The sequence below is a fragment of the Rhizobium sp. 'Codium 1' genome (genome assembly GCF_020889605.1).
Classification (GTDB): domain Bacteria; phylum Pseudomonadota; class Alphaproteobacteria; order Rhizobiales; family Rhizobiaceae; genus Allorhizobium; species Allorhizobium algae.
On sequence record NZ_JAJGPW010000002.1, the window covers coordinates 586,493 to 601,200 of the forward strand.

Consider the following 14,708-nt stretch of genomic DNA (forward strand, 5'->3'; position numbering starts at 1 on the left):
GAGGCGGTATTTCGCAGCCTATGACAGAACACATTGCAGCACCCCGTCACGAAGAAGGCGGCGCTTTTTGCGTCGCCGCGCTCTACCATTTCGCAAGGTTTTCGCGGTTTGAGAGCTTCCAGGAGCCGTTGGAAACGCTGTGCAAATCGCATGGCGTGAAGGGGACGTTGCTCATTGCCCATGAGGGCATTAACGGCACGATCGCCGGCACCGATTCCGCGATAGCAACCGTGCTCGCCTTCATCCGCAGCCAGCCGGAATTTTCCAATCTCGAGCACAAGGAAAGCCGGGCCTCCAGGATGCCTTTCCTGCGCATGAAGGTGCGGCTGAAGAAGGAAATCGTGACCATGGGCGTCGAGGACATCGACCCCAACGAGATCGTCGGCACCTATGTCGACCCCAAGGACTGGAACGAGCTGATCTCAGACCCCGAAACCATCGTCATCGACACCCGCAACGATTACGAGACTGCGATCGGCCTCTTCCGCGGCGCGGTCGATCCGAACACCAAGACCTTCCGCGAATTCCCGGACTGGGTGAAGAACAATCCCGGCCTGCACAACAAGCCGAAGATCGCCATGTATTGCACCGGCGGCATTCGCTGCGAAAAGGCGACCGCCTTCATGAAGCAGCAGGGCTTTGAGGACGTCTATCACCTGAAGGGCGGCATCCTGAAGTATCTGGAACAGGTTCCCGAAGAGGAAAGCCTCTGGGACGGCGCCTGCTTTGTCTTCGACGAGCGCGTCTCGGTGACCCACGGCCTGAAAGAGGGCAACCACAAGCTTTGCCACGCCTGCCGTAATCCGATTACGGCCGAGGAAGTGACGCACCCTCACTACGAGGAAGGCGTCTCCTGCAGCCATTGTTATGAAACCCGCACCGAAGCAGATCGCGACCGGTATCGTCAGCGCCAGCTTCAGATCGCGCTGGCAAAGAAGCGCGGCGACAAGCACATCGGCGGCTAGTGTCGCCGGTCAGTCAGAACCGCTCATCCTGAAATTGCGTCACCGCGCTTCCAGTCTCGGCGCCCCCAATTGCGCAACCGCATGCGCGGAGCAACGGCGAGAGCAAAGAAAGGTGCGGCCGCAAATGCGGCGATGACGACGAACGGCAGCAGGATCTTCGCGTGGGCGGCGAGAGCCGGGACTGACAGGACGAGAACAGCCCCAGTGCCGAAGATCACGGCATTGATCATCATGCTACAGACAATTCTGAGCCAGGTATCGGTGGTAAACATCTGAAGTCTCCTTTCAGGGAAGGAGAAGCCCCGAGCCCCGTCCCGGGTTCCCGAATGTTCACGCGCAATGTCAGACCAGCATCGCCCCGTCGCGGTTGCCGGCGAAGGCGAGCTCGGCGGCCTTGGCCCGCAATTCCATCGGCCGCAGCATCAAGGCACCGATCTCTTCCGGCGATTGTGGGCGGCCAAAGAGATAGCCCTGCAACTGGTCGCAGCCGGAAAGCCGCAGGATGACGGCCTGCTGTTCGGTCTCCACACCTTCCGCCGTCACGGGTATGCCGAGCGACCGGGCCAATGCCACCGTCGCCTGCAGCATTTCGACGGCGCGGTGACCGCGATCCAGCGACTGGACGAGCGACCGGTCGATCTTCATCCGATCGAAGCCGAACTGCCTGAGATAACCGACGCTGGAGAAACCTGCGCCGAAATCGTCGAGCGCGATGCGCAGCCCGAGCGCCCGGAGCCGCTCCATGGCCAGACGCGCGCGATCCGGGCTCTGAATGAAATAGGTCTCCGTCATTTCAAGGACGACACGACCGGCCTCGATATTGGTCTCCTCGAACATGGCAGCGACACGGTCGACGAAGGACGGATCCCGGAACTGCCCCGGTGACACATTGACCGAGAGCTTCAATTCCGGCCAGTGAGAGAGTTGCTGCAACGACTGGCGCAAGACACAGAGACCGAGCTGATCGATCAAGCCGCTCGTCTCTGCAATCGGGATGAAGACATCTGGCGAAACGGGGCCATGCCCCCTGCGGGTCCAGCGGGCCAGTGCCTCGACACTGACCAGCGCAAACGTCTTGGCATCCACGACGGGCTGGTAGACCACCTCGATCTCGCTGCGGGCGATCGCCGCGCGCAGATCGATTTCCATCTGGTTGCGGGTCTCGCGCTCCTCGTCCATGCGCGGGTCATAAACCGTCGACCGGCCCCGCCCGCAATCCTTGGAGGAATACATCGCCATGTCGGCGCGCCGTGTGAGCTCGCCACCGTCGACGCTCCCCCCCTCGGAAACGCACACGCCAATGCTGCATCCGACCACGACGGTCCGCTCTCCGAGAAGCACAGGCTCATCGAAGAAGGCGAGGATCGACTCCGCGAGATGGGATGCCCGCACCTGGGCATCCTTGCCGGTCAAAACGATCCCGAACTCGTCACCGCCAATGCGGGCAAGCCCGGCTTTTTCCTCGACCAGGACCGAGAGACCGGCCCCGACAGCCCGGATCAACCGGTCCCCGGTCGCGTGGCCATAGGCATCATTGACTTCCTTGAACCCGTCGAGATCGAGATAGAGCAGGACGACATCTTCGCCCGCGTCACGCCCGCGCTGGACCGCGTCCTCGAGAAACTGGTTCAATCCCGCGCGATTGAGAAGCCCGCTCAGCCGGTCGGATTGCGCAAGCTTGACGGCATTTGCCTCATCCGCCCGGACGCGCCGCATCTCGGCATTTCCCAGGACCACGAGCAGAAGGCAGTAGATGATGATGATCACAAGCGCCGCCGTGATCAACGGCTTGACCTGTTCACGGCTCTGATCGCCCGGTACGCGCGGAATCCAGGCAAGCGACGCGACCGGCTCGCCTGATGGGGCAGAGATCGTGACGGAGGTCTTGCTTGAGGATGGCGGAATGAGCTCGAGGCCTGGAAGCACATAGGCCTCCGAGATCCGCTCCACGGTCGAGGGCGACAAGTGCCGAATGAAGGAGAGATAGACGAATTCGTCCTGCGGCCTGCCGATCTCGCCGGATTTGGGCCGGATGAGCGCAACGCCGGCAGAGCCAATCCCCTTCTGGGTCCTGACGAAGCCGAGCGCTTGCGGAACAAGCCCACTCTGGCCCGTGCGCACCTTTTCGAAAAGCGCCATGAGTGCCGGCGTCAGATACCCCTCGGCGCGCCCGTCGATCGGGGAACCGTCGGCATAGGCCATCATCGGCTGGCCCTGCGCGTCCAGCACGATTGCGACATCGAAGAGGTCACTGTCGAAGGTCATGTCGCCGAAATTGCTGATCATCCAGGCCATGTCCTGGTTGTCATAAGCATTGGCCGCCGCGTCATCCCAAGCGGTGTAATCGAGCAGCGTGGCACCCAGTTGGTGCTCGAATGTCTGGATGGCGCCGACCAGCGTCTCGCGCGACCGTTCCTCGTCCAGGTGATTGGCATAATTTGCGACGCGCTCGAGTGCGGTCATCACGATCGAGGCGACCATCATCGCCATCGTCGCGAACACCACGAGCAAAGCCGCGACTGCCACCCGTCGGGTAGCGAGTGGTTGGAGCCGTCCGTTCAGATCGCGAAGCCGCATACGAGTTACCCAAGGCTGAAACCACACCTTGCGACACAATATGTTCAATTTGGCTTAACATGCTGAACAGCATGCCGAATAACGATTTATCGGGGTATGCGGATGTCCGGCCGATCATGAAAAAAGGCTCCGGTTGCCCGGAGCCCTCACGGCCGACCTGGAGGTGCCGGCGGGAGACTGTTGACCGTCGTCAGGCGACGATCGAAACGAACTCGTCCTTCGGGCGACGCACCTTCTTCAGGTTCGCAAGCCAATCGCCCTCGGCAGCACGATAACCGATCGGCAGGATGGTGACCGAACGCAGGCCCTTTTCGCGCAGGCCCAGGATCTCGTCGAGCTTGGCAGCATCGAAACCTTCCATGGGTGTGGCGTCGACGCCCTCGAAGGCGGCAGCAGCAACGGCCATGCCGAAGCCGATATAGGCTTGGCGTGCAGCATGCTCGAAGTTCACCGCCGCTTCACGCCCGGGATACATGTCGAGCAACATCTGGCGATAGTTCTCGAAGCCCTCGTTCGTGGTTCCACGCTCTTCATTGGTGAGGTCAAACATGTGGTTGATACGCTCGACGGTGTAATTGTCCCAAGCGGCGAAGACGAGCAGATGCGAACCCTCAGTGACCTGGGCCTGGTTCCAGGCGATTTCCTGAATCTTGGCGCGAACGTCCTTGTTCGTCACCAAGATGACTTCGAAGGGCTGCAAGCCGCTGGAGGTTGGCGCGAGCCGGGCCGCTTCGAGAATACGCTCCACCTTGTCCTCGGAAACGACCTTGGCCGGGTCCATCTTCTTGGTGGCATAGCGCCAGTTCAGCTTTTCAATGAGTGCGGACATGCTGTCGCTCCTGGTTGGACCCGTGCGGCGCCTTGGGAGTTGGCAGGACCAGCAGGGTCTGGTATCAATTCGTAACCAGGCCTAAATATGTAACCATCAAATTTGTGCAAGAAGGCACATTCCTGATACCAGGTTACATCGATGGAACGATTGGATCCGCCATGTGCGACAATTATGACCCCACGAAATGCCAGACCGTCAGCGAGATGCTGGCGCGGCTGGGCGACAAGTGGACGGTCCTTGTCATCATGATGCTCGGCGACGGGCCACAGCGCTTTTCCGATCTCAAGCGCTCCGTCGTCGGGATCTCGCAGCGCATGCTGACATTGACTTTACGGGCGCTGGAAAGAGACGGCATCGTCGAGCGGACGGTGCATCCGACCGTGCCGCCAAAAGTGGAGTATGCACTGACCGATCTCGGCCGTTCGTTTGGCGAACCGATCCGGGCACTGGGAGGCTGGGTCTTCACCCATCACGACCGCATCCGGTCGGCCCGCGCCGAGTTCGACCAGCGCAACGAGACCGACTCCGGAAACAAGCTGATCAAGCTCGGGTGAGAACGCTAAATTAGGGGCGGTTCGCGCCGCTGCATCAGTCCGGCTTGAAATTCCCCTTGGGGAATTCCAGCGCCAGATCGCGGTACCACTTGCCGCTCTTCTTGATGGTGCGGACCTGGGTGTCGTAGTCGACATGCACCAGCCCGAAGCGCATCTTGTAGCCTTCCGCCCATTCGAAATTGTCCATCAGCGACCATGCGAAATAGCCCTGCATCGGATAGCCCTCGGCAATCAGATCGGCGACCTTGTCGAGATGCTCGGCGTAGTAATCGAGCCGCGGCTGGTCATCGACCTCGCCACCCTCGACGTCCATATTGTAGCAGGCGCCGTTCTCGGTGATGTAGCAGACCGGCAGATCGTAGCGGGCATAGAGCCGCTCGACGAGCGACTTCAAGGCCGGCGCATAGACCTCCCAGCCGATATCGGTCTTCACCTCGGAGACCGGCGGAGCATTTGACGTTGCCGGGAATTCTGCGCCCGGCGTCGGATCGTCGGCAACACGCATCGGCGTGTAGTAGTTGAGCCCCCACCAATCGAGCTTCTGGCTGATGATCGCGAGATCCCCCTCCTCGATCTTGGGCATACGATGACCAAGCGCGGACAGGAAGCCTGCCGGATACTCTCCCTTGAACACCGGATCGAAGAAGACGCCGTTGTGGAACTGATGCGCGCGTTCGGCCGCCGCCTTGTCGGCGGCGCTGTCCGAGCCGGGCAGCGTCTCATGCGCATTCAGCACCAACCCGACCGGTACATTCGGCGCGATTTCGCGGATCGCCTGCACCGAGAGCCCATGCGCAAGATTGGTGTAATGCAGCGCATGCATTGCCGCATCCATGTTGCGTTCGCCAGGTGCATGAATGCCGTAGAGATGGCTGAGCCAGACCGAGCACCAGGGCTCGTTGAAGGTCGCGACCGCGTCGAGCCGATCGCCAAGCCGCTCCATGACAACTCTGGTGTAGCGCTGGAAAGCCTGAGCAGTTGACCGCGCCGTCCAGCCGCCCTCGCCCATAAGCGCCAGCGGCAGGTCCCAGTGATAAAGCGTCGCGTAAGCCTTGATGCCCCGCGCCTTCAGCCCGTCAACGAGATTGTCGTAGAAGTCGAGCCCCTTCTCGTTGATGGGGCCGGTGCCTTCGGGAATGACGCGCGGCCACGCGATCGAGAAACGATAGCCGGTGACGCCCATGTCCCGGATGAGATCCAGATCGCTTTCCCAGCGATTGTAATGGTCGCAGGCGACGTCGCCATTATGCCGTCCGAAGACCCGGCCCGGCATGTTGGAAAACGCATCCCAGATCGAGGGCTTGCGCCCATCTGCCTTCGAGGCTCCTTCGATCTGGAAGGAGGCGGTGGCCACCCCGAAGAGGAAGTCACCGGGAAAACGCGAGGCGAGCGCTTTGGGATCGATCATCACACACATCCTTCGTCAGATCAGGGCGCACAGGGACGCCCGCAGCCGTTCGATGAGCGGTTTAGAGCAAAGGGGCGACGCGGTGAAGACATCGGAAACAAAAATCTGCAACGTTGCAGTTCGGCCACCCTTCCCTTCAGTGGCGGGGTGGGGCCGATCCATGCCGTGGGGTGACAAAGCCTTTGCCGGATAGGTCAGCCCTGCGCTTCACTCCCCCTCATCTGGCGCTTCGGACCAATTTCTTCCCGATGGCGCGAAGGGGGAGCGCCACGTCGCCTGACGCTCCCCCTTGCCGAGAAGGCAAAGCTCAGAGCTTCACCCAGCCGCCATTCTGCTTTGACGATGCGATGCAGGCCTCGACGAAGGCGACACCCTTCACGCCATCATCAACGGTCGGATAGACAACCGCCGGATCGACCGCAGCCCCCGCCTTCGCTGCGTTGATTGCCGCGGCGGCTTCCGTGTAGATCGTCGCGAAGGCTTCGAGATAGCCTTCCGGATGACCGGACGGGATGCGTGTCACACGCGCTGCTGCCGCATTGGCCCCTGCCCCGCCGCGGGTGATCAGCTGCTTCGGCTCTCCGAGCCGGGTGAACCAGAGATAGTTCGGATCGGCCTGGGTCCATTCGATGCCGGCCTTGGTGCCGTAGATGCGGACCTTCAGCCCATTCTCATTGCCGGTCGCAACCTGGCTGCACCACAGCAGACCCTTGGCGCCGCCCTTGAAGCGCAACATCACATGAGCATTGTCATCCAGGCGACGGCCCTCGACGAAGGTGTGCACGTCGGCCGCCAGTTCATCGAGCTCAAGGCCGGAGATGAACGAGCCGAGATTATAGGCATGTGTGCCGATATCGCCGGTCGAACCACCGGCACCCGACTGCTTCGGATCCGTGCGCCAGGCGGCCTGTTTCTGACCGGTCTGCTCGATCGGCTCTGCCAGCCAGTCCTGTGGATATTCCATCTGCACCAGCCGGAGATCCCCAAGCTCGCCGGAGCGCACGAGTTCGCGCGCATGACGCACCATCGGATAGCCGGTGTAGTTATGGGTGAGGATGAACAGCGCCTTCGCCTTGTCGGCAACGGCCTTCAGCGCCTTGGCATCGTCCAGGTTGGAGGTCAGCGGCTTGTCGCAGATGACGTGGATGCCGCGCTCGAGAAAAGCCTTGGCCGCCGGAAAATGCACATGGTTCGGCGTAACGATCGACACGGCCTCGATGCCATCAGGACGCGCCGATTCCTTCTCGGCCATCTCCTCATAGGAGCCGTAGCAGCGCTCCGGGGAAAGCCCGAGTTCGCGGCCCGACGCAACGGACTTGTCCGGTGTCGAGGACAAAGCACCGGCAACAAGGTCATAGTGATCGTCGAGCCGGGCCGCCATGCGATGGACGGCACCAATGAATGCGCCAGCGCCACCACCGACCATACCCAGCCGGATCTTCGGTGTCCGTTCGCCCGATTTGCTTGCTTCGATCGCCATGAAGCGTCCTCCTTCTTTAAGCTGCGTCTGGAGTTCACGCTCCAGATCCGTTAGACTGGCATCCGAGAAGAAGGATGCCCTGACAGTGAACAACTGAGATCCGCCTCTTTAGAGGCAAAGCAGAAAAACCGGTGTCGGCGAATGCCGCAACATCAGATGCATGCTTTTTGCAAGGATCTCAGCCATGCCTTTTCTCGATCCGAGACAACCCTTTCCCATCACGCTCGCCTGCGGCACGCCCTATCGCGAGACCGTTCAGCTTGCCTCCGTCATCGATCATCCCCGCATGGAGATCGGCGACTTCAGCTACTTCACCCATTCCCGTACAGTGGAAGAGACGGCAGCGATCCTCGCGCCTTATCTCTACCCCTTTAGCCAGGAACGGCTAGTGATCGGCCGCTTCGTGCAGATTGCCCGTGAGGCGATCCTCATCACCAGTTCTGCCAACCATGCCATGTCGGGCGTAACGACCTATCCCTTCCGCGTCTTCAGCCCTGACACCATCAAAGGCTACCAGGACCTGCCTTTTCAAGACACAATCGTCGGCCACGACGTCTGGATCGGCCATGGCGCAACGATCATGCCGGGGGTCACGATTGGATCCGGCGCCATCATCGCTGCCCGCGCCGTGGTAACCCGTGATGTGCCGGCCTACACCATCGTCGGCGGCAATCCTGCAACCGTGCTGCGCCAGCGCTTCACAGACGAGAAGATCGCCGATCTGCTGGCACTTGCCTGGTGGGATTGGCCCGTCGACAAGATCGAACGGGCCTTGCCCCACCTCGAGAGCGGCGACATCGCCGCCCTCAGGCAGGTTTAGGGATCAGAGACCCAGCATCCGGCGGTTGGCCGCATCGTTGGTCCCGCCGGAAGCGAAGTCGTCGAACGCCTTTTCAGTCACGCGGATGATATGCGCCCGGACGAAATCTGCCCCTTCGCGTGCGCCGTCTTCCGGATGCTTCAGCGCGCATTCCCATTCGACAACAGCCCAGCCGTCGAAATCATTCGCCGCCATCTTCGAGAAGATTGCGCCGAAATCGACCTGGCCGTCACCGAGCGAACGGAACCGTCCTGCGCGCTCCACCCAACCCTGGTAGCCGCCATAGACACCCTGCCGACCGGTCGGATTGAACTCCGCGTCCTTGACGTGGAACATCTTGATCCGGTCCTTGTAGATGTCGATGTTGTCGAGGTAGTCGAGGCACTGCAGCACATAGTGCGACGGGTCATAGAGCATGTTGGCGCGGGAGTGGTTCTTCACCCGCTCCAGGAACATCTCGAAGGTCACGCCGTCATGCAGGTCTTCACCCGGATGGATCTCGTAACAAACGTCGACGCCCTGCTCTTCGGCATAATCGAGGATCGGCAGCCAGCGGCGCGCGAGTTCATCGAAAGCGGTCTCGACGAGACCGGCGGGACGCTGCGGCCAGGGATAGATGTAGGGCCAGGCGAGCGCGCCCGAGAAGGTCGCATGCGCCTTGATGCCGAGATTGCGAGAGGCCTTCAGCGCGTACTTGACCTGCTGCACGGCCCATTCCTGTCGAGCCTTCGGATTGCCGCGCACTTCCGGTGCGGCAAAGCCGTCAAAGGCTTCGTCATAGGCTGGATGCACGGCGACCAGCTGGCCCTGAAGGTGGGTAGACAGTTCGGTGATCTCAACGCCATTCTGGCGGGCGACGCCGGCGAGCTCATCGCAATAATCCTTGGATTCGGCAGCCTTTTTCAGGTCCATGAGCTGCCCGGCCCAGGTCGGAACCTGAACGCCGACATAGCCCTTCTCCGCCGCCCATTTGGTAATTCCATCCCAGGTGTTGAACGGTGCGGCATCACCCGCAAACTGGCCGAGAAAGATCGCCGGTCCCTTGATCGTCTTCATGAATTCTCCTCCCTGAGTATTCCTGCAACGTTTCCGTGAACGATTACAGGAGATGGAATTTCGACACAACCGCAATGATGGCTGCAGCAGAAGTCTGCCCGGGAAAAATCCGGGCAGACTGATGGGGTTCGACTTTCCGGATCAGAACGGAGAATCCGGGAAGTAGTAAGCTTCCGCGTTCTCAGGCGTGATCAGCGTCGCGTCCAGCGTATAGGTGCCGTGAACCGGAACGCTGTCGTAGAGAGCGGCGGCAGTCAGCTCCATGGCCGTGCCGACCATTGACGGCGGATAGAGAACATTGACCGGGACCATCTTGTCGCCATCCATGACCTTCTTGATCATGTCCTTCGAACCGGCACCGCCGATGATGTACTGGATGTCGGTACGGCCGGCCTGTTCGATCGCCTGCAGCACGCCAACAGCCATGTCGTCATCCTGGCACCAGACCACGTCGATCTTCGGATATTTGGTCAGGTAGTCCTGCATCACCTTGAAGGCGTCGTCACGGTTCCAGTTGCCGAACTGGCGATCGAGGATCTTTACGTTGGATCCTTCGATGCCCTTGTCGAAACCGTCCTGGCGCTGCTGGTCGATCGGGATCGGCATGCCGCGGATGACGACGACTTCCGCATCCGGCGTGGTCTCGGCGATGTATTTGCCGGCGACTTCACCGAGAGCAGGGTTGTTGCCGGCGACATAGAGGTCGCGGACGGTGTTGTCGTTGACGGAGGGCGCACGGTCGACGAGAGCGACGAACTTGCCGCTATCCTTGATCTGGCGGATCGCGTTGACCAGCGGATCCGGATCCGTCGGCAGAATGACGAGGGCGTCGATGCCCTGTGTCGCCAGATCCTGCACGGCATTTGCCTGGCTGGACGGGTCAGCGGACGTCTTCACGACGACGTTGAGGCCCGGATGACGCTCCATAAGCTGCTTGGCGATACGCTCGGCGTGATAGATGACACCCGATGTCCAGCCATGTGTTGCAGCCGGGATCGAGACGCCGATCGTCTTGGCGTCCTGGGCCTGCGCGGCGCCGAAGATCGACACGAGCGCGGTCATGGCAACGGCCATGCCCATAAGTTTCTTATGCATTGGTTTCCTCCCAAAGTGACGAGGGTCGAGTGCGAACGAACCGGGCGACCCTCCTGCCCGGTCGTTTCCTTACGCCTTGCGCGCCAGCGACCGCTGGACGAGCATCGCGATGATGATGATCGTGCCCTGGATGGCGCCGATCAGATATTCGGAGATGAAGTTCGACAGCAGCATGATGTTGCCGACGAGTTCCAGGATGAAGGCACCGCAGATCGTGCCCCAGACGCGGCCCGCCCCGCCTTTCAGCGCCGTGCCACCGACGACGACCGCTGTGATCGCCTGCAGTTCCCAGAGGATACCTGTGGTGGCAGACGTCGAACCGAGACGCGGCACGTAGAGCAGCACCGCAATGGCGACGCAAAGCCCCTGGATGACGAAGGCGATGGTGCGCACTCGATCGACGGCGATACCGGAGTAGCGGGCGACGTCTCTGTTTGAGCCCACGGCGACGACGTGGCGTCCATAGCGTGTGCGATAGAGCACGAGGGCGGCAATCGCGGTGACGACGAGAATGATGACGATCGGGACTGGCAACCCGAGGATAGAGCCGAAATAGACCGGACGGTAGATTTCCTGCTGGGCCGGATCGCGCAGCGTGATCGCCCCGCCCTGGGAGAGCCAGGTCGTGAGGCCGCGATAAATACCCATCGTGCCGAGTGTGGCAATGAAGGGCTCGATCTTGCCGACCGTGGTGATCAGGCCATTGGCGAGGCCGCAGAGCGAGCCGATGACGACGGCAAGCACCATGGCAGCCGCGATCATCAGGCCGGGATCGGCAATCGCGCCGGAATTCATGAACAGGATCATCAGACTGGCGACGAAGGCCACCATCGACCCGACAGAAAGGTCGAGGTCTCCGGACGAGATGACAAAGGTCGCGCCCACGGCAATGATCGCGATGAAGGCAGAGCGCGTCGCGACATTGGCGAGGTTGTTGAGCCCGATGAAGTTGGGGTTCACCAGGGCACCGACGATCAGCAGGATCAGCAGCGCTGCAAAAGGGGCCACGGCGCGCAGGTCCACGTCGCGCCAGGTCCGGCCGCCACGGCCAGGTGTGGTCGTTTCAGTTTCGGCAGTCATTGTCTTCCCGTCTCCTCCCGCGCGCCCTCGTCGTCGATGGCAGCGCCGTCCCTGTGTCCGTTTCAAAGCCGGATTTCGCCGGGCATGTCAGTCTCGTCAGCTTGCCATCTGCCGCTTGAGGCCGGCGGCATACCGCATGATTGTCTGTTCGTTGATGTCCTCACCCTCAAGCAGGCCAACCATCCGGCCTTCGCGCATGACCGCCACCCGCGTGCAGAGCCCGATCACCTCGGGCATTTCCGAGGAAATGACGATGATCGACCGCCCCTCACGGGCCAGGGCTGCGACAAAATGATAGATCTGCTGCTTGGTGCCGACATCGATCCCGCGTGTCGGCTCGTCGATGATGATGATGTCCGGTTCGACTTCCATGATCTTGGCGAGCAGCAGCTTTTGCTGATTGCCGCCCGACATGCGCCCGACCCGGACCTTCTCGTCGCGCACGCGAATATCGAAGCGGCGCTTGGCCCGCGCCATGGCCTTGGCCTCGCTGCCTGGGTCGAGATAGCCGTGGCGCACATGATTGTCCATCGACTGCAGCGTCAGATTGGCCGTCATGCTCTCGCCGAGCAGCAAGCCCTTGCCCTTGCGATCCTTGGTCATGTAGGCGAGGCCCCGCCGGTTCGCTTCGCGAAAATCGCCCGCATCAAGGACAGCACCCTTGAGCCGTACCTCGCCGGAAAGGCGGGGACGCAGACCCGCGACCGCCTCCATCAGTTCCGTGCGCCCCGAGCCGATCAGGCCGGAAAAGCCGAGCACTTCGCCACGCTTCAGATCGAAGCTCGCATTCCTGACGAAACCGGTCGTGAGATCCTTGACCGACAGGACGATCTCTTCATCGACGTCAGGCTCGTGCTTGTTGGGATAGAGGCTCGACAACTCGCGACCCACCATCAGCTGAGCGATCGCCTCACCGTCGAGTGCAGATGTCGGCGCCGTCTTCACCCACTGGCCATCGCGGAGGACGGTGACGCGGTCGGTCAGTTCCATCACCTCGTCAAGCTTGTGGGAGACGAAGACGAAGCTGGTGCCCCGGGCACGCAACTTGCGCACCTGGTCGAACAACACTTCGGTCTCGTCGCGCGACAGAACCGCGGTCGGCTCGTCCATGAAGACGATCCGCGCCTTGCGGCTGATCGCCTTGGCGATCTCGACCATCTGCTTGTCGGCCACGGCAAGCGAGCTGATCAGCGCATTCTCGTCGATTGCGGAGCCCAACTGGTCCAGCACGCGCCGCGCCTCTGCCCGCATCACCTTGCGATCCAGCAGGCCGAAGCGTGTGACTTCGCGGCCGAGAAACAGGCTTTCGGTGACGGTCAGATGGTCGGCAAGATTGAATTCCTGATGGATGAGGACGATGCCCAGCGCTTCGGCGGCCCCATTGGCCGGCAGCGTTACGGGCTCACCATCGAGCAGGATACGTCCAGCCGTCGCCTGCTCGAAGCCTGACAGTATCTTCACCAGCGTCGACTTGCCCGCGCCGTTTTCGCCCATGAGCGCATGAACCTCGCCCGGCATCACGTCGAAATCGACGCTGAACAGCACCTGCACGTCGCCAAAAGATTTGGAGATACGCTCCGCCACGAGCACGGGTGTCCGCACTTCGCCTCCAGTCAAATTCATGCAATCCTCCCAGGCGGCTCCTCAACCGCTTATGCCCTTTTGTGTAAACCTTTACATGCCGGATGTAAAGGTTTACATCATTCAATCACAGGGACAATTTGTTCCGTATCGGCTTTCGCAGTCGCAGCAGTGAATGTAAGGTCTCCAACGATTCCAGACGGATAGGGGATGAGGGCGCGTGCCGGAACAAGCACCAGCGACGATCGAGGACGTGGCCCGCATCGCGGAAGTATCGATCGCGACGGTGAGCCGTGCGATCCACACGCCTGACAAGGTGGCGAAAACCACACGCCAGCGCGTCAATCAGGCGATTGCCATCACCGGCTATACGACCAATGCCATGGCGCGCTCGCTGCGCATGGGCCGGTCGAACATGATCCTGATTCTGGCACCCGATATCGGCGACCCGAACTTTTCCTCGACCTTGATCGGCATGGAAAACGAAGCGCGTGCTCACGGTTACGGCGTCCTGATCGGCCACACCCAGAACGATCCCGAGCGCGGCTTGGAATATCTGAAGTTCCTGAGCTCCGGTCAGGCGACCGGACTCGTCCTTTTCACCGGTCACGAACCCTTCGGCCATCAGGTTGTCGGCCAGCGCCTGCCGCCGTCGGTCGCCGTTTTTGAACCCGTCTTCGGCTCCAAGATTTCCTATGTCGGCGTTGACGATCTCGCCGGCGCCCGCAAGGCGGCCGAACATCTGCTGTCGGCCGGTCACCGCTCCATTGCCTTCATCGGCGACAGCAAGACGAGACTTGGCCACCAGCGCCGTCGCCAGGGCTTCGACAAGGCGCTCGACGCCGCCCGGATTCCGCCGCAGCAACGCTACGTGCTCGAGGGTGACGGGACGATCGAAAGCGGACGGCTGGCGGTCGAACAGCTCTTCATGCGCGACACGCTGCCGACGGCCTTCATGTGCGTCAACGACGCCACAGCCGTTGGCGTGTTGAGCGGCCTTACCGCCCGCGGCTACGACCTGCCGCACGACTTCTCCGTCATCGGCTTCGACGACGTGCCCCAGGCGACCTATGTCAACCCGGCACTCACCACCATCCGCCAGCCGCGCACCGCGATTGGACGGCAGGCCATGTCGCTGCTCATCAAGTCCCTTTCCGACCGCCAGACGGAACGCCAGGAAATCCTGCTGATGCCGGATCTGATCGTGCGGGGATCGGTGACGGGACCTGCTCGGCGATAAGGCGGCATTTGCCCGCCAAC

13 protein-coding genes are annotated in these 14,708 nt (G+C 61.5%); 4 read left to right on the forward strand and 9 right to left on the reverse strand.

Translation table 11 applies throughout. The features are described 5' to 3' along the window. Nucleotides 1–20: 20 nt before the first annotated feature. Entirely contained in the window at nucleotides 21–965 is a 945-nt protein-coding gene (locus LJE98_RS07945) for a rhodanese-related sulfurtransferase (protein WP_229574618.1), read from the forward strand. 23 nt (nucleotides 966–988) lie between these two features. Here LJE98_RS07945 and LJE98_RS07950 read toward each other — a convergent pair whose 3' ends face one another. The 3 genes from LJE98_RS07950 to LJE98_RS07960 form a co-directional block, all read right to left on the reverse strand. Further along, nucleotides 989–1,237, reverse strand: coding sequence for a hypothetical protein (locus LJE98_RS07950; protein ID WP_229574619.1), 249 nt, complete (start codon nucleotides 1,235–1,237; stop codon nucleotides 989–991). 70 nt (nucleotides 1,238–1,307) lie between these two features. Next, the gene (locus LJE98_RS07955; RefSeq protein WP_229574620.1) at nucleotides 1,308–3,542 is read right to left on the reverse strand and encodes a putative bifunctional diguanylate cyclase/phosphodiesterase; all 2,235 of its coding nucleotides are present in this window, start codon (nucleotides 3,540–3,542) and stop codon (nucleotides 1,308–1,310) included. Between the two features lie 190 nt (nucleotides 3,543–3,732). Continuing rightward, nucleotides 3,733–4,371, reverse strand: a complete 639-nt coding sequence (locus LJE98_RS07960) for an NAD(P)H-dependent oxidoreductase (RefSeq protein WP_229574621.1) — start codon at nucleotides 4,369–4,371, stop codon at nucleotides 3,733–3,735. A 161-nt stretch (nucleotides 4,372–4,532) separates the two neighbouring features. On the opposite strand from LJE98_RS07960, the gene LJE98_RS07965 reads away from it, so the two are divergent. Further along, complete coding sequence (locus LJE98_RS07965) at nucleotides 4,533–4,928, forward strand: winged helix-turn-helix transcriptional regulator (RefSeq protein WP_229574622.1); 396 nt, start codon at nucleotides 4,533–4,535, stop codon at nucleotides 4,926–4,928. 34 nt (nucleotides 4,929–4,962) lie between these two features. On the opposite strand, the gene LJE98_RS07970 is transcribed toward LJE98_RS07965, so the two are convergent. Then, nucleotides 4,963–6,336 (reverse strand): GH1 family beta-glucosidase, encoded by a 1,374-nt coding sequence (locus LJE98_RS07970; protein WP_229574623.1) that lies wholly within the window; start codon nucleotides 6,334–6,336, stop codon nucleotides 4,963–4,965. Between the two features lie 307 nt (nucleotides 6,337–6,643). After that, entirely contained in the window at nucleotides 6,644–7,816 is a 1,173-nt protein-coding gene (locus tag LJE98_RS07975; protein ID WP_229574624.1) for a Gfo/Idh/MocA family protein, read from the reverse strand. Nucleotides 7,817–8,000: 184 nt separating this feature from the next. Here LJE98_RS07975 and LJE98_RS07980 point away from each other — a divergent pair, with 184 nt between their 5' ends. Continuing rightward, nucleotides 8,001–8,636 carry a CatB-related O-acetyltransferase gene (locus LJE98_RS07980; RefSeq protein ID WP_229574625.1) on the forward strand — a complete coding sequence of 212 codons (636 nt, stop codon included), beginning with the start codon at nucleotides 8,001–8,003 and terminating at the stop codon, nucleotides 8,634–8,636. Between the two features lie 3 nt (nucleotides 8,637–8,639). Here LJE98_RS07980 and LJE98_RS07985 read toward each other — a convergent pair whose 3' ends face one another. From LJE98_RS07985 to LJE98_RS08000, 4 genes are all read right to left on the reverse strand, one after another. After that, nucleotides 8,640–9,692 carry a sugar phosphate isomerase/epimerase family protein gene (locus tag LJE98_RS07985; RefSeq protein WP_229574626.1) on the reverse strand — a complete coding sequence of 351 codons (1,053 nt, stop codon included), beginning with the start codon at nucleotides 9,690–9,692 and terminating at the stop codon, nucleotides 8,640–8,642. A gap of 141 nt (nucleotides 9,693–9,833) precedes the next feature. Then, entirely contained in the window at nucleotides 9,834–10,787 is a 954-nt protein-coding gene (locus LJE98_RS07990; protein WP_229574627.1) for a substrate-binding domain-containing protein, read from the reverse strand. Between the two features lie 69 nt (nucleotides 10,788–10,856). After that, the gene (locus LJE98_RS07995) at nucleotides 10,857–11,867 is read right to left on the reverse strand and encodes an ABC transporter permease (RefSeq protein WP_229574628.1); all 1,011 of its coding nucleotides are present in this window, start codon (nucleotides 11,865–11,867) and stop codon (nucleotides 10,857–10,859) included. Nucleotides 11,868–11,963: 96 nt separating this feature from the next. Then, complete coding sequence (locus LJE98_RS08000; RefSeq protein ID WP_229574629.1) at nucleotides 11,964–13,490, reverse strand: sugar ABC transporter ATP-binding protein; 1,527 nt, start codon at nucleotides 13,488–13,490, stop codon at nucleotides 11,964–11,966. Nucleotides 13,491–13,668: 178 nt separating this feature from the next. Between LJE98_RS08000 and LJE98_RS08005 the strand changes: the two genes are divergently transcribed. Next, on the forward strand, nucleotides 13,669–14,688 hold the full coding sequence (locus LJE98_RS08005) for a LacI family DNA-binding transcriptional regulator (RefSeq protein WP_229574630.1): 1,020 nt from the start codon (nucleotides 13,669–13,671) through the stop codon (nucleotides 14,686–14,688). Nucleotides 14,689–14,708: the final 20 nt, after the last annotated feature.